The organism is Algoriphagus halophilus (assembly GCF_900129785.1).
Taxonomy (GTDB): Bacteria; Bacteroidota; Bacteroidia; order Cytophagales; family Cyclobacteriaceae; genus Algoriphagus; species Algoriphagus halophilus.
Genome location: NZ_FSRC01000001.1, coordinates 1,178,891 through 1,197,080 on the forward strand (window position 1 = coordinate 1,178,891; position 18,190 = coordinate 1,197,080).

The following is an 18,190-nucleotide window of genomic DNA, read 5'->3' on the forward strand; positions in this document are numbered from 1 at the left end:
AGTTGGCCTATTTCTAATAGAGTGATTAAATGCCTTTTTTTTCAAGATTATTTCTGTTAATCCTTTGTTTTGGGATTTTCTTCAGTGCTTCCGCCCAAAGACTTGTAACCAAAAGACCATCCTTCTATTTTTTGGCAGGTACTTCAGGAGCGAAGTTGAATCAATTCGATAAATTGCTGGAAGAGAGAGGGCTTACGGGCCTAAGAAATAGGTATAACACCATTGGGTTGGGGTATCAGGTAAGGTATAATGATTTTGTCATCGGGATGGAACTTTATCATAATAGAGGTTCTAAAAGTGAGTTTGATCACTACAAGTTATATTATAGAACATCCAGAGCTTTATTGAATGTGGGATATGCCTTTATAGAAGAGTCAAGATTTCAACTCATTCATTATATGTCGGTGGGAGCAGGATTTTTGAATTTTCAGATGCTACCACAACATCCCAGCGAGAATTTAGGTGATTTTTTGAATGATCCATCCCAGGGATATATTCTAAGGAAAAAGGATATCCAAAAAGGCACCAAACATTATGGGAATTTTTTAACTGAAATAGGTTTCCAGCTTAGTTATGATTTCGATATTCTAGGCAGAAACGAAGCCTTAGAAGTTTTGATGAAATTAGGTTATGGATTTAGCCCTTTTGAGGGCAAATGGAACCTTAACGGAATTTCTTTTGACAATGCTCAAAGTGGTGCATTTATTAGGGTTGGCGCCGGATTGACCTTACCAGATAGAAATTTCTTTTATAAAGATGCAAGTATCGGGGTTTCTATGATTAGTGGAATTCATTTTACTTCTCCTACTGAATTTAATGAGCAGCTGGAGGAAGCTGGTTTTAATGCCTTGGATGGTTCTCCTTCCAATTGGGGACTTCGAATTTTAGGCGAAAGTGGAAATCTGCTTTACGGTTCGGATGTCTATAATTTAGCTATGAATGGGGCAGCGAACAATATCAGAAACCATACTTTGAATAGTCTTCGTGTATATGGGAATCTTGGGATGAAATTTATCCAATATAGAAATATGTCTATTGGGGTATTGGGAGGGATTGGTTATGGAAATATCCGATATACTAATACCCAAAAGGGAAAACCGGATTTTCCAGAACTTTTTGAAAAGCCACGTTTTGATGGATACCTAAAGAATAGTGGCTTGATGGCCAAGCCAGAAATTTTTCTGGAATATGGGGTTCCTATTGGGAAAAGAAATCTATTTGATGTGATTCTTACAAGTTCATTTGGCTATGAGTTGCCTCTGGCTAATTACAAACTAGGAGACTTTAACATGTCTGGATATATGTCCGCTCCTTATTTGAGTTTTGGATTAGGGATCAGGCCTTAGTCGCAAAGCAATAAAATTTAATCCACCCAGCAAATTTGACCAGACAATCTGTTTTATTGGCAAAATGATATTACCTTTGGTCTGCTTATCGAGAAAGACCGAGGGAAGGGCCCTAAGACGTCTTAGCAACCTGTAGCCAAGGTGCTAACTCCCATCCCGATTTTCGGGAACAGATGAGCGGATAAGTCCAGGTACTTTTTTCCGTGTTTTGCTCGATTAGCTGTATAAAATAATAATGATGCAAAACAGAACCGAACTTCTACTTCAGCAATTTTCTAAAAGAATTCTAATTCTGGATGGTGCGATGGGGACAATGATCCAACGTTATACCCTTACGGAAGAAGATTTTAGAACACCTGAATTGGCTAATCATCCCAAGGCTTTGAAGGGCAATAATGACTTATTGTCTCTTAGCCGGCCTGATATCATCAAGGCAATTCATGCAGAGTATTTAGATGCTGGTGCAGATATTATAGAAACCAATACCTTTTCAGGAACCACTATTGCGCAAGAAGACTATGATCTTCCTCATTTAGCCTATGCTATCAATTATGAATCGGCAAAATTGGCCCGTGAAGTTGCTGAAGAATATAGTGCTAAAACTCCTGACAAACCAAGATTTGTAGCAGGAGCAATTGGCCCTACCAATCGAACCGCCTCGCTATCTCCAGACGTCAATGATCCAGGGTATCGAGCTATCACCTTTGATCAGCTTGCGACAGCCTATGCCGAGCAGGTCAGAGGATTGCTTGATGGAGGTGCTGATATACTATTGGTAGAAACGATTTTTGATACCCTGAATGCGAAAGCCGCACTTTATGCAATCCAGGATGTCTATGAAGAACGGGGAATTCCATTGGATCCTCAAGATGGAGGAATTCCAATCATGATTTCTGGAACGATTACAGATGCTTCCGGAAGAACCCTTTCAGGCCAAACCACAGAGGCATTCTTGATTTCTGTATCCCATGTTCCCTTGCTGTCAGTCGGTTTGAATTGCGCCTTGGGAGCAAAGGAATTAAGACCTTATTTGAAAGTATTGGCTCAAAAAGCGCCATTCTATGTGAGTGCTTATCCCAATGCGGGATTGCCCAATGAATTTGGAGCATATGATCAGGGAGCGAATGAAATGGCTGATCAAGTAAGAGACTTTTTAAAAGAGGGCATGCTCAATGTCTTAGGAGGTTGCTGCGGGACTACTCCTGAGCATATTGCCGCACTGGCAAAACTTGCAGCAGGCTACGAGCCAAGAAAATTACAACAAGAAGTAGAAGAAACCCTGGATTGAGGCGATGGAAACGAATCATTACATGAAATTATCTGGGTTAGAACCATTGGTTTTGACTCCCGAAATCAACTTTGTCAACATAGGCGAAAGAACCAATATTACAGGTTCTAAAAAATTCGCAAGATTGATCTTAAATGGTCAATATGATGAGGCGCTTGAAGTAGCATTGGATCAAGTAAGAGGTGGTGCTCAGGTTTTGGATGTCTGTATGGACGAAGGGATGCTTGATGGAGAAATGGCCATGGTCAAATTTTTAAATTTGATAGCCTCCGAACCAGAAATCAGTAGAATTCCCATCATGATTGATAGCTCTAAATGGGCTATTATTTTGGCTGGATTAAAATGTATTCAGGGGAAAGGGATCGTAAACTCTATTTCCCTGAAGAATGGGGAAGAGGAGTTTATCAGCCAAGCCAAAACGATCAAGAAATTTGGAGCAGCAGTGGTGGTAATGGCTTTTGACGAAGATGGTCAGGCCGATACTTATGATCGTAGAATTGAAATTTGTGAACGTAGTTATAGAATCCTGGTAGATCAAGTCAAGTTTAATCCCCAGGATATCATTTTCGATCCTAATATATTTCCAGTAGCAACAGGAATGGAGGAGCATAGAAGAAATGCTTTGGACTTTTTCTTGGCTACCAAATGGATCAAAGAGAACTTGCCGGGAGCCAAGGTGAGTGGAGGAGTTAGTAACGTCAGTTTTTCTTTTCGAGGAAATAACCCGGTAAGGGAAGCCATGCATGCGGCCTTTTTGTACCATGCTATCCATCATGGGATGGACATGGGTATTGTCAATCCTACCATGCTGGAAGTCTACGATGACATTCCTAAGGACTTGCTGGAAAAAGTAGAAGATGTTCTTTTTGATCGAAGAGAAGATGCTACTGAGCAATTGTTGGAATTTGCTGAAACAGTAAAAACTTCGGGCAAGAAAGAAGTGGTCAATGAGGCTTGGAGATCTGACCCGGTAGCCAAAAGAATCGAACATGCCTTGGTCAAAGGAATTTTGGACTTTATTGTCGAGGATACTGAAGCGGCAAGATTGGAATTAACTAACCCATTAAAGGTGATTGAAGGACCATTAATGGATGGAATGAATGTGGTAGGAGATTTATTTGGAGAAGGTAAAATGTTTCTTCCCCAGGTAGTTAAGTCTGCTAGAGTGATGAAAAAGGCAGTTGCTTACCTGGAGCCTTTTATGCCTTTACCAGAAGAGGGGCAGGAAGAAAGCTCCTTGAAGAAAATTTTGATGGCAACGGTCAAAGGAGATGTGCATGATATTGGGAAAAATATCGTTGGAGTTGTCTTAGCTTGTAATAGCTACCAAATCATCGATTTGGGAGTGATGGTGGATGCACAGAAAATCATTGACGAAGCGATCAAAAATAAAGTGGATATCATAGGTTTGAGTGGATTGATTACCCCTTCATTAGATGAAATGGTCAATGTGGCTTCCGAAATGGAAAGACAAGGGTTGAAAATTCCTTTGTTAATTGGAGGAGCTACGACTTCTAGAATTCATACCGCAGTTAAGATAGATCCGGTTTACAGCGGGACTGTCGTTCATGTGACAGACGCTAGTAAATCCGTACCTATTGCAGGGGAAGCAATTTCGGAGGAGACGAAAGAGGCTTACAGATTAAAGATAAAGGAGACATATGCTCGATTGAGAGTAGAGCATGAATCCAAGCAAGCTGTAAAACAGTTGGTTTCTTATGAAGAGGCAAAAGCCAATCCAGTAGAAATAAATTGGGAAAGTTTTGTTTCGGTAGAGCCGAGCCAACTGGGGAATACCGTTTTAAAAGAACTAGATCTCAATGTATTGCGAAATTACATTGATTGGACTCCTTTCTTTAGTACTTGGATGCTAAGTGGTAGATACCCGAAGATATTAGAAGATCCAGTAGTGGGCATAGAAGCCAAAAAGTTATTGGCTGATGCCAATCAAATGTTGGATAAAATAATAGAAGAAAAGTGGCTTTCTGCAAATGCAGTATTTGGGATATATCCTGTAAAACGAATAGGTGATGACGTTCAAGTGCTCAATACTGAGGGACAAAGTATCGGCAAGTTTCATTTTCTTAGACAGCAAGGTAAAAAAGGAAAAGGAGTGCCCAATCGTTCCTTAGCAGATTATATCCATCCTGAAAATACAGATTACTTGGGTTGCTTCGCAGTAACTGCAGGAACAGGAATGGAAGCGAAACTAGCTGAATTCCAGAAAGCTGGAGACGATTATAATGATATTCTGTTTAAGGCTCTAGCTGATCGATTGGCAGAAGCAGGTGCGGAATACCTTCATGAAATAGTAAGAAAAGAGTATTGGGGATATTCGAAAGGAGAAGCGCTTTCCAATGACTCTTTGATTCGAGAAGAATACCAAGGAATACGACCAGCTCCTGGGTACCCTGCATGTCCAGAGCATTCAGAAAAAGAGGAGATTTCCAGATTACTTGAAATGGAGAAAAATGCCGGGATCACACTTACATCTAGCTATGCAATGTATCCTACTTCTTCTGTTTCTGGATTTTATTTTGCCAACCCGGATAGTAAATATTTTGGATTGGGAAAAATAGGAGAAGATCAGGTAGCTAGTTATGCGCAGAGAAAAGGAATATCCCTGAAAGAAGCAGAAAGTTTACTATCTCCAAACTTAGCTTATCAACCCAATACTAATCTTGCCTCACAACCTATATGAAAATTACCGAACACTTGAAAAAAGCAGATCAAACGCTTTTTTCCTTTGAAATATTACCCCCTTTGAAGGGGCAAAGCTTAAAAGAATTGCTAGAGGGAATCGCTCCTCTGATGGAGTTTAAACCTCCTTTTGTAGATGTGACCTATCATCGCGAAGAGTATATTTATAAAAAGCATCCCAATGGCTTGTTGGAAAAGATCAGTACCAAAAAGAGACCTGGAACGGTGGGTATCTGTGCTGCGATAATGAATAGATTCCAAGTGGATGCTGTTCCACACTTACTTTGCGGTGGTTTCAATAAGGAAGAGACAGAAAATGCACTGATAGATTTGAATTTTATCGGGGTAGAAAATGTCTTGGCTCTTAGAGGGGATGCCCCAAAGACAGAGGGTAAGTTTATTCCTGAGCCAGACGGGCATCACTTTGCCAGTGAATTGGTGGAGCAAATTGTACGAATGAATAATGGGAAGTATTTGCACGAAGAAACTGAAACGAGTTTCCATACTGATTTTTGTGTTGGAGTAGCAGGATACCCAGAAAAGCATTTTGAGGCACCTTCTATGAAATTTGACTTGAAAAGGTTGAAAGAAAAAGTAGAAAAAGGAGCCGAATACATCGTTACTCAAATGTTTTTTGACAATCAAAAGTATTTTGAGTTTGTGGATCAAGTTCGGGAAGCAGGAATTACCGTGCCCATTATTCCTGGGATTAAGCCAATTACGACGGTAGGTCAAATTACCATGTTGCCTAGGACTTTCTTTTTAGATCTTCCTGATCCATTAATGGATGAATTGGAAAAGTGTAAAACCAATGCGGAAGTGAGAGAGGTAGGAATTGAATGGGCAATAAAGCAATGTAAAGAGTTAGTGAAAGCGGAGGTGCCTTCCTTGCATTTCTATACCATGAGCAAGGCTGGTACTACTTACGCGATTGCGAAAGAGATCTTTTAATGCTCTTAAAACAAAATAGAGAACCCTTCCCAACTATTGGGAAGGGTTCTTTTTTAGAGGGGACTTGGTGATTAATCCTTCTCTAATCCTATTCGAATCTCTTCGACTTTTTTCTTCGACTCTGTACTTAACTTATCAAAGTTCTTTTCGAGCCAATCCAAACTTTCTTGAGTGGCATCTTCCATATTTTCAATGGTTTTTTCTGTACCTTCTTCCACGTCACTTGTGGTTTTCTCCCACCAGACCTCTATATTTTTCAAATGCATATCGGCAGTTTCTTCAAACATTTCCTGATCAGTTTTACCCTTTTCCACGATGGTTTCATACCGTGTTTCGATCAATTCTATTTGTTGAACATCTGTCTTTAAGTCTTTGTAGACAATCTCTGCTTTTCTGTCTAGGCTATCATATTTTTGATCAATAGCAGTCCAATTATGAACGGGGACTATTTTGACAGCAGTTTCAATACTGTCCACATAACCTTCCAAGTTGGCCGTTACTTCTACCTTATCTTGTTCACTATATTGTTTTGTTTCACAAGCAAAGACTGAAAATAATGCAGCACTAATTAATAAAGTTGATTTAGTTTTCATAGTTAATTATTGTTGGTCATATCCTATAGATGCAATGATATGACCAAGTTTCAGGATGAATTGATAAGCTTGATTAAATAGCCTTTAAAATGGCAGTTAGGCCGATTTTATTGTTGTTTGTTGTTGGTTTTCAATAAGTTGTGTTTCCTGAATGCAGGAATAATATCCCCGTTTTATCCTTTTGTTCACCATTTTAGGTTTAAAACTTAGTTTAAAAGCTATTAGTCTACTACCATCAATTCAAAGGAAAGGGGCTTTCAAATAATTTTCCCAGTTTGCCTACTTGAACTTTATTAAATTCACGGATGATTAAATTAATCGAGTGTCCACGTGATGCCATGCAGGGAATACCTCATTTTATTGATACTGCCATCAAGGCTGCCTATATCAATCAATTATCTGAGGTAGGCTTTGATACCATTGACTTTGGAAGCTTTGTAAATCCCAAGGCAGTTCCTCAAATGAAGGATACGGAGGAGGTATTGAGCCTCTTGGATTTGCATCATTCCAAATCAAAACTATTAGCAATCGTGGCTAATTTACGTGGAGCTGAGGATGCTGGGCACTTTCCTGAAATAGATTACTTGGGCTTCCCGCTCTCCATTTCTGAGACTTTTCAGCAGAGAAATACCAATAAATCCATATCGGAAGCCTTCAATGAACTGGAGGAAATACAAAATCTTTGTGAGGTAAAAGGGAAAATTCTGGTGACCTATTTAAGTATGGGCTTTGGAAATCCCTATGGGGAGGAGTATTCTCCGGAAATGGTTTTAAACTTCGTTGAACGGCTTGACCAATTAGGGGTAAAAATTATCTCTCTTTCAGATACCATCGGAGTCGCCAATCCGGCATTGATCACGGAGCTATTTGAGACTCAAATTCAGGCTTTTCCTAACATTGAATTTGGTGCACATTTACATAGTACCAGAGAGACCATTGGTGAAAAAGTATTAGCTGGATTAAAAGGGGGATGTACTCGTTTTGATGGTGCTTTAAATGGATATGGGGGATGTCCAATGGCAAAGGATGACTTAGTTGGAAATATGGCTACAGAGGTGATGGTAGAGACGCTTGAAAAAGCAGGTCATGATTTGAAATTGAATAAAAGGGAGTTGAAAGAAGCCATGAAATTGACTCAATTTGTTTTTACTGAAGTTTAAATGTCGCATAAAATACAATCAAAAGTTAAAGCACTAAGGCTCTACCGGGTTCTTCACCGATGGTTAGGTATACCTTTGATTATCTTCTTTTTTATCATTGGCATCACTTCAATCTTATTAGCCTGGAAGAAGAAAGCAGAGTTATTACCGCCTACCACAAAATCCCAATCTGAACAAAAAGAGAACTGGATCTCGCCTACCGAGATGATTGCAGTGGCACAAACGGTCATGGATAGTTTGGGCGAATCAACCGAGGTGGACCGAATCGATATCAGGCCGGATAAAGGCATTGCTAAGGTGACTTTTAAAACCCATTTTACAGAAGTACAGGTAGATGGTTATTCTGGAGCGGTTCTATCAGTAGATACCAGACATTCTGATTGGATAGAAAAAGTGCATGATGGAAGTATTGTTGATTATTATTGGACCGGGGAGGAGGGGGCCAAACTTACCTATTCCACGTTGACCTCTTTGGGATTGATTTTTATGAGCTTGAGTGGATTTTATCTTTGGTATTTTCCAAAGCGAATACGCAAGCTCAAGAATTCTTAGGCAAGGAGTTTATATCCCTTGCCAGGGAGAGAATGGACAATTCCTTCAAACGCTAATAGGCTATTATTGCTTAAATTATTTCAGGCCCAATGGTTGAAGCTGACCAACGTGCTATCAAATACCGTAGCTTTCAACGATCGGTTTTTGAATTGAATTCTTCCCTGATATTGATTAAAAAATCTTTGATTTGCTGAAGCTTTTGAACAGCTGCAACCTTATCAAATCCTTGCTCTTTTCCGGATTTTATAACTTCTTGAGCGCCTTGCAGGGTATAGCCTTTTTCCTTGACCAGATGATAGATATATCTTATTTTCTCAATATCATCTTTGACATATCGACGGTTTCCCTTTTTATCCTTTTTAGGATGAATGATGTCAAATTCACCTTCCCAGTAGCGAATGAGTGAAGGGGCCACCTTAAACATTTGGGCTACCTCACCTATGGAATAATACTTCTTTTCTATTTCTCGCTCTTTGTACGGCACAGTAAAAATTTATTTAACACTAAATTAATCAAAATGCGAAACAATGCTCAAGCATTGCTTTAAGGTTTCTAAAAAAAAACGAAAAAATTAACGGTTTAGTACTTGTAGCATGTGTACAGCTGCCAAACCGGCGGTCTCAGTTCTTAACCTGCTTTTTCCCAAGGATACTGGTTTAAATCCATGTGTAAATGCATGCTCTATTTCCTTTGGATCAAAGTCTCCTTCTGGCCCGATCAGAATTAGATAATTTCCTTTTGGTTTTGCCAAGTCCATCAAATGATGATCATGATTTTCATCTACATAAGCGATGAGTTTTTGAAAATCATCCCATTCAGGATAGGTTATAAAATTCTTGAAATCAAGGGTTTGGTTGATTTTTGGTGTGTGATACTTTAAACTTTGTTTGCATGCTGAGATCATCTTTTTTTGTAGCCTTTCTGTCTTTAGAAAGCTCCTTTCGGAATTCATGGTCGAAAGTAAAGTCAATTCGTGAAAACCGATTTCCGTCACCTTTTCAATCATCCATTCCATTCGATCTGGACTTTTAGTCGGGGCAATTGCAAGATGAATATAAAAGTCATCCGCAGGAACTTGCTCACTGGAAATCACCTGGAGTATAGATTTTTTGGGATTGGCATCTGTCAACCTGCATTCATACAAATTGCCTTCGCCATCCGTGACATGAATGATATCTCCAACAGATTTTCGAAGTACCCGGGTCAGATGTTTGGATTCATCCGGTTCCAGATAAATGGTAGGAGGTAGAATATCCTGTTGAAAAAAGAGCTGCATAAGTCCAAAATTAAAATTTATTCTTTGAGAAAGCACCTATTGAATCAAAGTTAATCGCATATCTAATCAGATAATAAAATTCTGATGACTTCGGAAATAGGATGAGTTGTTTTTCTGAGGGAAAAATATTTTCAAATTTTATTTACAAATATGAATGAAATATATTAGATTCATATTTGTAAATGTAATAATCATGATATGAAAGGATATCATTTAGGGGAATTAGAGGAGCTTGTCTTATTGGTTGTAGGGATTTTGGATCAGGAGGCCTATGGAGTTTCGGTATCGGAGGAAATCAAAAGTCAAACCGGTAGGAAAGTCAATATTAGTGCAATTCATACGGTGTTGAACCGATTGGAAGAAAAAGGTTTTGTTAAATCTCATATGGGAGGAGCGACTGAGGAGAGGGGAGGGAGAAGAAAGCGTTTGTTTAGCCTTTCGGCAAATGGTAGAGCTGCCATTAATGAAGTGAAGATGATGAGGAATAGACTGTATGATCAGTTGCCGCCATTAGCATTAGATTTTTCCCATGGATAAGAAGCGCCACCATGATCCGCCAAAACTAGCAGATAGATTTCTGGAGTTTTATTGTGTTCCAGATCGATTGGAGCAGATCCAAGGAGATGCTTATGAGATATTTTATCTGGATTTAGAAGAAAAAGGACTGTCTTACGCCCGCTTAAGATTCATTTTCCATGTGTTGAGTTTTTTCAAATGGAGCAATATCGGGTTCAGCAAATTCATGAATTTAAAAACTAATAACACGGTGATGATTAGAAGTTATTTTAAAATAGGTTGGAGAAATATTCTTAAGCAAAAAGGCACCACCTTTATTTCTGTTTTTGGATTGTCCTGTGCAGTGGGTTGCTGTATAGTGGCTTACTTGTTTATTGCAAACATTTGGTTTAAGGGATTGAATCAGCCCAACAAAGATGAAATCTATCAACTGGTATATACTTCAGAAGAAGCTGAGGGAATGGTGACTTATGGAACTGTCGCTGAAGCTGTCTCCGAATTGATTCCGAATACCCTAAACCATGTAAAAAACCAAACTAGGGTATTGTATGAGTTTCCATTAGTGATTCAGGATCATGAGAGCTTTTTTCAGCGGTCCATTTACGTGGATCCTTCTTTTATGGAAATGTTTAAGTACCGAATGGAGTACGGGTATCCAGGTGCTTTGAAAGTGCCTGATCAGGTGATTCTTACCCATCAGCTATCGGAGAAGCTATTTGGTGATTTGCATCCTATTGGTCAGGAACTATCCTTAGTGATCAATGGGCAAGAAAAGCTTTTCAAAGTTGGAGGTGTTTTGGAGGATTTGAAAGACATGGATATGTTTACTTTTGATCTCATTGTCAATGTTGAATCTCATCCTCATACCATCACAGATCTCCCTTTGAAAGATGCTTGGAGCAAAGAACTATGGACCTTCATTCAGGTGGAAGAAGGGGCAGATATTGCTCGAATGGAGTCTGAGTTGGAGGGTTTCACCAAAATTCAAAATCAAGTGAACCCTGAAAAACCTTATGTCAACATGGGGTTGATTGCTTACCCGGATATTATTTATCATGTGGGCAAAATTGAAAGAGGAGTCAGGGATTTTTTGGGTATTGGCCCTCAGATTCTATTGGGCACCATTGGACTTTTCATCCTTCTGCTAGCGGTATTTAATTATATCAATTTATCCGTATTAATGGCCTCCAGAAGGCTGAAAGAGATTGGGGTTCGAAAGGTAATTGGAAGCAAAAGGAGTCAATTAGTTTTCCAGTTTCTCAGCGAAAACCTATTGATCTGCTTTTTTGCTATTTTTCTGGGATGTCTTCTGGCTGGGTTTATTTTTCTCCCGGGATTCAATGATATCGCCTCCAAAAACCTCCAAATTGATTTATTTCGGGACAAAAACATCTGGATATTTTTAGGGTCCATGTTGTTAGCTATCACTTTAATTACAGGATTGTATCCAGCTACCTATTTATCCTCATTTAAACCGATCGGTATTTTAAAAGGCAATCAAAAAATTGGGAGCAAAAGTGTATTCACCAGTGTGCTGTTATCATTCCAGTTTACCTTGGCTATTATCAGTATGGTAGCAGCTATTGCCTTTGTGCAAACCAATTATATCAATGCCAACAGAGATTGGGGATACAGTGCTGCGGATAAGATTATTGTCAATGTGCCGGAGTCCAAAGATTATGTACCACTGAAGAACAAGCTTTCAGCACTCTCGTCGGTGGTGGAAGTAAGCGGAAGCCAAGATTACGTGGGAAATTGGATAAGGGAGGAGGAAGTTGAAATAGGAGAAAAGAAATACAAAGTCAACTTCTTGAATGCGGAGTCCAATTATCCAGAATTACTGGATTTGGAATTGAAGCAGGGGCGAATGTTTAATCCCGATCTGATTACAGATACTCAGGAATCACTATTGGTAAATCAAACGTTTCTGGACCAGTTTGGATTAGAGTTCCCGATCGATCAAACCGTTGCCATCGATAGTGCTAATTACCATGTCATTGGAGTGGTTGAGGATTTTCATACGACATTTTTCAAAAATGCCATTGAACCCATGGCGATTCGTGCTTCCCCTGATTCAGTGTTTAATTACTTGACATTAAAAATGAATCCCGGTTCTGCGGAAGGATCCATGGAATCCGTTAAGAAAATTTGGCATGAAACGGTGCCGTTAGGCCTATTTGAAGGGAAGTTGCAGACCGAAGTATTCGAGCGGGAAATTGCAGATGTGAATGGGGTTGCGAAGTTAATTTCCTTTTCAGCCACACTTTCTGTCATCCTAGCGCTATTGGGTCTTTTCGGTTTGGTATCCTTGAATATGACTGCCCATATCAAAGATTATTGTATCCGAAAAGTCTTTGGGGCAAATATAGAGGACCTATCCAAGAAATTGCTGAAGCGATATTTGATTATATGGAGTATTGCCGCAGGGATTGGAAGCGTTTTCTCTGTCTTCTTCATTTCATCTTTCTTGGACAGTTTTTTTGCGTTCCATTCTGGGGTGGGGGTTATACCTCTAGGGTTTGCCCTAATCATTTTATTAGCTGTGATCTTTACTACTGTTGCTTCGCAAATTTGGAAAGTGGTCAAAGCAAATCCGGCAATGATTCTCAAGTCTGAGTAGATTCATTGCTGGTTTTTTCTGAAAGAAGCAATTATAGCGTTCAACTTGTAAAGAGTTAAACGCTTTTTGTGATGGGTTAAGAACAAAAAAAAGCACATTTCTTATTAGAAATGTGCTTTAAACCAAATAACCTTATAACCAATTTACCCTTTTGAAATTTCCATATTGACGTTCTTGCCTTTGATGGTATTGTGCTTCATTACTTTGATCACGTGATCAGCATCTTTTTGAGGCACATCCACAAAGGAGAAGTTGTCATATATATCGATTCCTCCAATAGATCTTCCAGGAACGCCGGCTTCACCAGCAATAGCTCCTACGATATCATTGGGACGGATTCTATCTCTTTTACCTAAGTTGATGAATAAACGAGCCATGTTGGCATCTCTAACTCTTTCAGGTCTTCTTCCCCCTTCTCTTCTTCCGCCTCTTTCGCTTCTTTCGCCTCCGCGTCTATCGCCTCTTTCGCCACGACCGAATCTATCTCTTCCTCCATCTCGACCACCTTCACGGCCGCCTTCTCTTCTTCTATCTCCATAGGAGCTTAAGCTAAAGTCCTGATCTCTCATTTCTTTCACTACATCTCCCATCTGAAGCTTCATCAAACCAAGAGCGATCTGTTCGATAGACAGCCCTTCAGTCAATAGTTGACCTACTGTAGCTTCGAAGATTTGATTATCCTCTTCTTTGCTCAATACTTTATGAACGTCTTTTACAAATTGCGCTTTCTTCAATTCAATCAATTCAGCAACAGACGGAGGAGTCATCTTGGTGATCGAAGCTTTGGTGAATCTTTCCAAATCTCTGATCTTTCCAAAATCTCTTCTACCGGTAACAAAATTGATGGCAATACCTGATTTTCCTGCACGGCCTGTTCTACCGATACGGTGTACATAAGACTCATCGTCCAATGGCAAATCGTAATTGAAAACCGCTTCCACATTGTCAACATCAATCCCTCTTGCCGCAACGTCAGTTGCAACTAGAACTGTGCATAGACCTTTACGGAATTTGTTCATTACTTTATCTCTTTGAGCCTGAGATAAATCTCCGTGAAGTGCTTCAGCAAGGATACCTTTAGAACCTAAAGATTCGGTAGCCTCATCGGTCATTCTTTTGGTATTACAGAATACTACGCTCAATGCATAGTTATTTACGGTCATCAATCGAGCCATTAATTCCAATTTCAATGAAGGTTTCACTTCATAGAATACTTGCTCGATACGATCTACCGTCAATTCTTTTTTAGCAACCTTGATGATTTCAGGGTTGTTTTGATATTTCCTTGTTAAATCTAGAATAGGCTTTGCCATGGTTGCGGAGAAGAAAACAGTTTGTCTTTCTTCAGGCATTTCCTGCAAAATTGCTTCAATATCATCTCTGAAGCCCATATCTAGCATTTCATCCGCTTCATCCAATACGATGATTCCGGCATTATCCAATTTCAAAGTACCACGGTTGATGTGATCTTGTACACGACCTGGAGTACCTACGACGATCTGAACTCCTTTTCTAAGGGTTCTGATTTGCTTGTCAATTGATTCACCTCCATAGATCGCCACAGAATTGATCCTTCTGTGGAATTTAGCCAACTTCTGGATTTCACCTTCTACTTGAACTGCAAGTTCACGAGTAGGGCAAAGGATGATAGCTTGTGGGTGATTTAGATCTGGATCTACCAAATCAATAATTGGAATAGCAAAAGCTGCAGTCTTTCCAGTACCGGTTTGAGCTTGTCCGATGACATCTCTACCTTCTAGTACGAAAGGAATAGCTTGTGATTGAATTTGGGAAGGTTGGGTATAGCCCATCTCTTCCACGGACTTAAGAATTTCGTCAGAAATTCCCAAGTCAGAGAACTTGAGTGTATTTTCCATGATGTTTCCTTACTTTTCTTGCCATGTACTCCTAGTGATTATCCCAGACAAGCGACAGTAAGGATTTCACGGCTCAGAAAAATTGTTCTTCGTCTTATTGACGGTGCAAAAGTAGAATAAATTATTTTGAAAACAAAGCTTTATTCAAAAGTTTCTATAAATGCAGCTATAGGATCAAGCTTGTGAGCAAAATAAATTTGGTTTCTAGATAAATGACTTGTCTTTTGCTGCTTCAGTGGTCATTTCCTCAGCTAATTCTTTTCCTAAATAATTATCAATCAAACTATGCCCCAAATACAGTAGGGGAGTCAAAACCAAGGCAACCACAAATTTATAGATGTAATTCATGATGCCCACAGCAATAATTTGACTTAAACTCCAATTTCCAAAGACATAAAATGCGATGCCAAGAACTACAAATGAGTCAATAAACTGAGAAACAAAGGTAGAACCTGTTGCTCGCAGCCAAATCATTTTTTCACCAGTAATAGCCCTTAATTTTTGAAATACATATACATCGATTAATTGGCCCAATAAAAATGCGGTCAATGATCCAATGATGATTCCTCCTCCTTGTCTGAATAGGGTGTTGAAGGCATAATCAATATTAAAAGGAACCCCTGATGGCGTTTCTGAATTTACTTCTAACCAAAAATCCGCTGGTACTAACCTGGTTACTACCATGATGACTAAGAAGGCATATCCTATCAGTCCCGCGGTTAGAAAACTGATTTTTCTTACACCTTTCTTTCCAAAATACTCATTGATGATGTCAGTGGTAATGAATACCACAGGCCAAATAATCGCTCCTGCTGTCAAGTTAAAGTCCAGGACAAATTCCCCAAAAAAGGTCCAGTTGACTGGTTCAAACCCAAGTGTTTTTTCACCGGAAAAAATCTTTACTCCAATTATTTCAGCCAAAATGGCGTTTGTCAAAAAGATGCCTCCTAAAATGATGAATAGGTTGGTTTTCCTGGAGTTTTGAGATTTATTCATACGGCTGGATTGACAGGATAGGTTTGACCTTCTTCACTAATGATACTGTTTGGAAAAACTTGTATCGCCTCTTGATGCATTTGACCCAACTCTTTATATCTGGAAGAAAAGTGTCCTAATAATAAGCTCTTTGCACCGGATAAAGAAGCAATTTGAGCGGCTTGGGCACTGGTACTATGAAAAGTTTCAGCAGCGCGAGCTTCCTCTGCTGTCAAAAATGTGGATTCATGGTAAAGCAAATCCACCTGTTCCAGAAATTTGGTGATGCTTGGATCAAAAATAGTATCGGAACAAAATGCATATTTCCTCATCGAATGCATGGGATAAGTATATTCCGAAACTTGGATGAGGTTCCCGTTTTCCATCATAAAGTTATTTCCCAATCTAAGGGATTGGATTGCATCTACAGGAATGGGATTTTCTTCCAGTTTTTTCTTGATTAAACTTCTTAGTCCGGGTTTTTCAGTAATTAAAAATCCAGTAGTGGGCAGGCGATGTTTTAAAGGGAAGCTAGATACTGTAAATGAAGGGGCATCCAGCAAAATATTACTTCCTTCAGTTGAAGTCTGCACAAAAGTTAAAGGATATCCCAATTTGGTATTACTCCAACGGAAATTTGTGGTAATGATGTCATTTAGTCCTGGAGGGCCATAAATGGTCAAAGGACTTGTTCTTTTCGAAAGATTATAAGAGGAGAGTAGGCCAATTAAGCCCAAGTAATGATCGCCATGCAGGTGGCTAATAAAAATGTGATTGATGCGGGAAGTTTTGATTTTGTACTTCCTGAGTTGCATCTGGGTTCCCTCACCGCAATCCAGGAGCAAAAGCTCCTGGCCAAAGCGGATTACTTGAGAGGTATGATTTCTTCCATGAACAGGGATGGAAGAAGTGTTTCCTAATATGGTGACTTCAAAGTCTGGAATCAATCTTCCTCCTCTTCTTCTTCACCACTTTCAATCTCATGCATGAAGATCGCCTCACCAGCTTCTTCCAATGTGCTGACTAAGTTGAGCTTTTTATCAAGCATAGAGATTTTCAACAATTTCATGACATGGTCCTGAATTCCGGAGATAACGAATATTCCTCCGTTTCTTCCAAATTCACGATCCCCAACAAGTAGAGCGCTTAATCCGCTGGAATCTACGTATTTAACCTCGCTAAGATCAAGTACCATGTGAGGATAGCCTTCTGCATGGATGGTTAAAATCTCAGATTTTAATGCAGGAGCAAGCAAGGAATCGATTTTCTCCTCTTGCGGGGAAAATACAACGTATTGTTCTTTTTTATCTATTGAGTATTTCATAACATTTATAAATATTAACCCAAATGGGCAAGTATTGCTTTTTCTATTCTATCGGAAATTTGACTGGTTTCAGCTTTTTGGAACGATTCGCCAGTGATTTTTTCAAACAGCTCAATATAGCGATCAGAGATGCTATCTACAATTTCATCTGTCATTTCGGGAACAGTTTGTCCTTCTTTGCCTTGAAAACCATTAGAAATCAACCATTGTCTCACAAATTCTTTGGACAATTGTTTCTGGGGAAGTCCTTTTTCCTGATTCTCTTCATAGCCTTCTGCGTAGAAATACCTGGAAGAATCGGGGGTATGAATTTCATCAATCAGTAAAATTTCGTCTCCAAACTTTCCAAATTCATACTTGGTGTCCACCAAAATCAATCCCATGGCATTGGCCATTTCTTGACCTCTTTTGAAAAGTGCGCGCGTATATTTTTCAAGTACAGCATAATCCTCTGGACTCACGATTCCTTGTTCCAAAATAGCCTCTTTAGAAATATCCTCGTCATGACCTTCAGAAGCTTTGGTAGTCGGAGTAATAATGGGTTCCGGAAAAGGGTCGTTTTCACGCATGTGTTCTGGTAGCTCTACTCCACAAAGTGTTCTTTTTCCAGCTTTGTATTCCCTAGCTGCATGTCCCGCCATATATCCTCTTATTACCATCTCTACCTTGAATGGCTCACATTTTTTACCAATCGTCACATTTGGATCCGGGGTAGCAGTTACCCAATTAGGAACGATATCAGAGGTAGCTTCTAGAAATTTTGCAGCAATTTGGTTTAATACCTGACCTTTGAAAGGGATGGGTTTAGGCAACACTACGTCGAAAGCCGAAATTCTATCGGATGCTACGACTACAAGTTCTTTTTCAAAAATATATACATCACGTACTTTACCCTTGTAAAATCCGATCTGTCCGGGAAATTTAAATTGAGTTTCTTTGATAGCGTTGCTCATGCGAATTCAGTTTTGGCAAAAATAGAAAAGCTTTTGCTTTCTTCTCTTTCGATTTCCAT

16 protein-coding genes and 1 riboswitch are annotated in these 18,190 nt (G+C 39.4%); of the genes, 8 read left to right on the plus strand and 8 right to left on the minus strand.

The features are described from left to right. Window positions 1-29 precede the first annotated feature (29 nt). The 4 genes from BUR11_RS05010 (at window position 30) to metF (ending at window position 6,285) form a co-directional block, all read left to right on the plus strand. Window positions 30-1,346 carry a hypothetical protein gene (locus BUR11_RS05010; RefSeq protein ID WP_074223703.1) on the plus strand — a complete coding sequence of 439 codons (1,317 nt, stop codon included), beginning with the start codon at window positions 30-32 and terminating at the stop codon, window positions 1,344-1,346. A gap of 82 nt (window positions 1,347-1,428) precedes the next feature. After that, window positions 1,429-1,526, plus strand: a riboswitch (SAM riboswitch). Window positions 1,527-1,584: 58 nt separating this feature from the next. Beyond that, the gene (locus BUR11_RS05015; protein ID WP_074225120.1) at window positions 1,585-2,634 is read left to right on the plus strand and encodes a homocysteine S-methyltransferase family protein; all 1,050 of its coding nucleotides are present in this window, start codon (window positions 1,585-1,587) and stop codon (window positions 2,632-2,634) included. Window positions 2,635-2,638: 4 nt separating this feature from the next. Then, window positions 2,639-5,335, plus strand: a complete 2,697-nt coding sequence (metH, locus tag BUR11_RS05020) for a methionine synthase (RefSeq protein WP_074223704.1) — start codon at window positions 2,639-2,641, stop codon at window positions 5,333-5,335. After that, a complete protein-coding gene (metF, locus tag BUR11_RS05025; protein ID WP_074223705.1) occupies window positions 5,332-6,285 on the plus strand; it encodes a methylenetetrahydrofolate reductase [NAD(P)H] in 954 nt (317 codons plus the stop codon). The genes metH and metF overlap by 4 nt, the downstream gene beginning before the upstream one ends. A 71-nt stretch (window positions 6,286-6,356) precedes the next feature. Here metF and BUR11_RS05030 read toward each other — a convergent pair whose 3' ends face one another. Continuing rightward, complete coding sequence (locus BUR11_RS05030; protein WP_074223706.1) at window positions 6,357-6,878, minus strand: hypothetical protein; 522 nt, start codon at window positions 6,876-6,878, stop codon at window positions 6,357-6,359. 305 nt (window positions 6,879-7,183) lie between these two features. Here BUR11_RS05030 and BUR11_RS05035 point away from each other — a divergent pair, with 305 nt between their 5' ends. Continuing rightward, the gene (locus tag BUR11_RS05035; protein ID WP_074223707.1) at window positions 7,184-8,038 is read left to right on the plus strand and encodes a hydroxymethylglutaryl-CoA lyase; all 855 of its coding nucleotides are present in this window, start codon (window positions 7,184-7,186) and stop codon (window positions 8,036-8,038) included. Further along, the gene (locus BUR11_RS05040; protein ID WP_074223708.1) at window positions 8,039-8,590 is read left to right on the plus strand and encodes a PepSY domain-containing protein; all 552 of its coding nucleotides are present in this window, start codon (window positions 8,039-8,041) and stop codon (window positions 8,588-8,590) included. A 130-nt stretch (window positions 8,591-8,720) separates the two neighbouring features. Here BUR11_RS05040 and BUR11_RS05045 read toward each other — a convergent pair whose 3' ends face one another. Together BUR11_RS05045 and BUR11_RS05050 are read right to left on the minus strand one after the other, a co-directional pair. Beyond that, window positions 8,721-9,074 (minus strand): MerR family transcriptional regulator, encoded by a 354-nt coding sequence (locus BUR11_RS05045; protein ID WP_074223709.1) that lies wholly within the window; start codon window positions 9,072-9,074, stop codon window positions 8,721-8,723. Between the two features lie 87 nt (window positions 9,075-9,161). Continuing rightward, complete coding sequence (locus BUR11_RS05050) at window positions 9,162-9,866, minus strand: 16S rRNA (uracil(1498)-N(3))-methyltransferase (RefSeq protein WP_074223710.1); 705 nt, start codon at window positions 9,864-9,866, stop codon at window positions 9,162-9,164. A gap of 198 nt (window positions 9,867-10,064) precedes the next feature. Here BUR11_RS05050 and BUR11_RS05055 point away from each other — a divergent pair, with 198 nt between their 5' ends. Both BUR11_RS05055 and BUR11_RS05060 read left to right on the plus strand, forming a co-directional pair. Next, a complete protein-coding gene (locus BUR11_RS05055) occupies window positions 10,065-10,403 on the plus strand; it encodes a PadR family transcriptional regulator (RefSeq protein WP_074223711.1) in 339 nt (112 codons plus the stop codon). Continuing rightward, the gene (locus BUR11_RS05060) at window positions 10,396-13,002 is read left to right on the plus strand and encodes an ABC transporter permease (RefSeq protein WP_074223712.1); all 2,607 of its coding nucleotides are present in this window, start codon (window positions 10,396-10,398) and stop codon (window positions 13,000-13,002) included. Before BUR11_RS05055 ends, BUR11_RS05060 begins: the two co-directional genes overlap by 8 nt. A gap of 143 nt (window positions 13,003-13,145) precedes the next feature. On the opposite strand, the gene BUR11_RS05065 is transcribed toward BUR11_RS05060, so the two are convergent. From BUR11_RS05065 to BUR11_RS05085, 5 genes are all read right to left on the minus strand, one after another. Then, window positions 13,146-14,879, minus strand: a complete 1,734-nt coding sequence (locus BUR11_RS05065; protein WP_074223713.1) for a DEAD/DEAH box helicase — start codon at window positions 14,877-14,879, stop codon at window positions 13,146-13,148. Window positions 14,880-15,083: 204 nt separating this feature from the next. After that, complete coding sequence (locus tag BUR11_RS05070; RefSeq protein WP_074223714.1) at window positions 15,084-15,875, minus strand: queuosine precursor transporter; 792 nt, start codon at window positions 15,873-15,875, stop codon at window positions 15,084-15,086. After that, window positions 15,872-16,801 (minus strand): ribonuclease Z, encoded by a 930-nt coding sequence (locus BUR11_RS05075; RefSeq protein ID WP_074223715.1) that lies wholly within the window; start codon window positions 16,799-16,801, stop codon window positions 15,872-15,874. The genes BUR11_RS05070 and BUR11_RS05075 overlap by 4 nt, the downstream gene beginning before the upstream one ends. Beyond that, entirely contained in the window at window positions 16,798-17,178 is a 381-nt protein-coding gene (locus tag BUR11_RS05080; RefSeq protein ID WP_074223716.1) for an STAS domain-containing protein, read from the minus strand. Before BUR11_RS05080 ends, BUR11_RS05075 begins: the two co-directional genes overlap by 4 nt. Before the next feature lie 14 nt (window positions 17,179-17,192). Beyond that, window positions 17,193-18,131 carry a phosphoribosylaminoimidazolesuccinocarboxamide synthase gene (locus BUR11_RS05085; protein WP_074223717.1) on the minus strand — a complete coding sequence of 313 codons (939 nt, stop codon included), beginning with the start codon at window positions 18,129-18,131 and terminating at the stop codon, window positions 17,193-17,195. Between the last annotated feature and the right edge of the window lie 59 nt (window positions 18,132-18,190).

Coding starts and splice junctions, on each gene's coding strand:
- BUR11_RS05015 (WP_074225120.1), top strand. CDS start 1,585: ATGCAAAACAGAACCGAACTTCTACTTCAGCAATTTTCTAAAAGAATT.
- BUR11_RS05010 (WP_074223703.1), top strand. CDS start 30: ATGCCTTTTTTTTCAAGATTATTTCTGTTAATCCTTTGTTTTGGGATT.
- BUR11_RS05035 (WP_074223707.1), top strand. CDS start 7,184: ATGATTAAATTAATCGAGTGTCCACGTGATGCCATGCAGGGAATACCT.
- BUR11_RS05055 (WP_074223711.1), top strand. CDS start 10,065: ATGAAAGGATATCATTTAGGGGAATTAGAGGAGCTTGTCTTATTGGTT.
- BUR11_RS05085 (WP_074223717.1), bottom strand. CDS start 18,131: ATGAGCAACGCTATCAAAGAAACTCAATTTAAATTTCCCGGACAGATC.
- BUR11_RS05060 (WP_074223712.1), top strand. CDS start 10,396: ATGGATAAGAAGCGCCACCATGATCCGCCAAAACTAGCAGATAGATTT.
- metF (WP_074223705.1), top strand. CDS start 5,332: ATGAAAATTACCGAACACTTGAAAAAAGCAGATCAAACGCTTTTTTCC.
- BUR11_RS05050 (WP_074223710.1), bottom strand. CDS start 9,866: ATGCAGCTCTTTTTTCAACAGGATATTCTACCTCCTACCATTTATCTG.
- BUR11_RS05030 (WP_074223706.1), bottom strand. CDS start 6,878: ATGAAAACTAAATCAACTTTATTAATTAGTGCTGCATTATTTTCAGTC.
- metH (WP_074223704.1), top strand. CDS start 2,639: ATGGAAACGAATCATTACATGAAATTATCTGGGTTAGAACCATTGGTT.
- BUR11_RS05040 (WP_074223708.1), top strand. CDS start 8,039: ATGTCGCATAAAATACAATCAAAAGTTAAAGCACTAAGGCTCTACCGG.
- BUR11_RS05065 (WP_074223713.1), bottom strand. CDS start 14,879: ATGGAAAATACACTCAAGTTCTCTGACTTGGGAATTTCTGACGAAATT.
- BUR11_RS05080 (WP_074223716.1), bottom strand. CDS start 17,178: ATGAAATACTCAATAGATAAAAAAGAACAATACGTTGTATTTTCCCCG.
- BUR11_RS05070 (WP_074223714.1), bottom strand. CDS start 15,875: ATGAATAAATCTCAAAACTCCAGGAAAACCAACCTATTCATCATTTTA.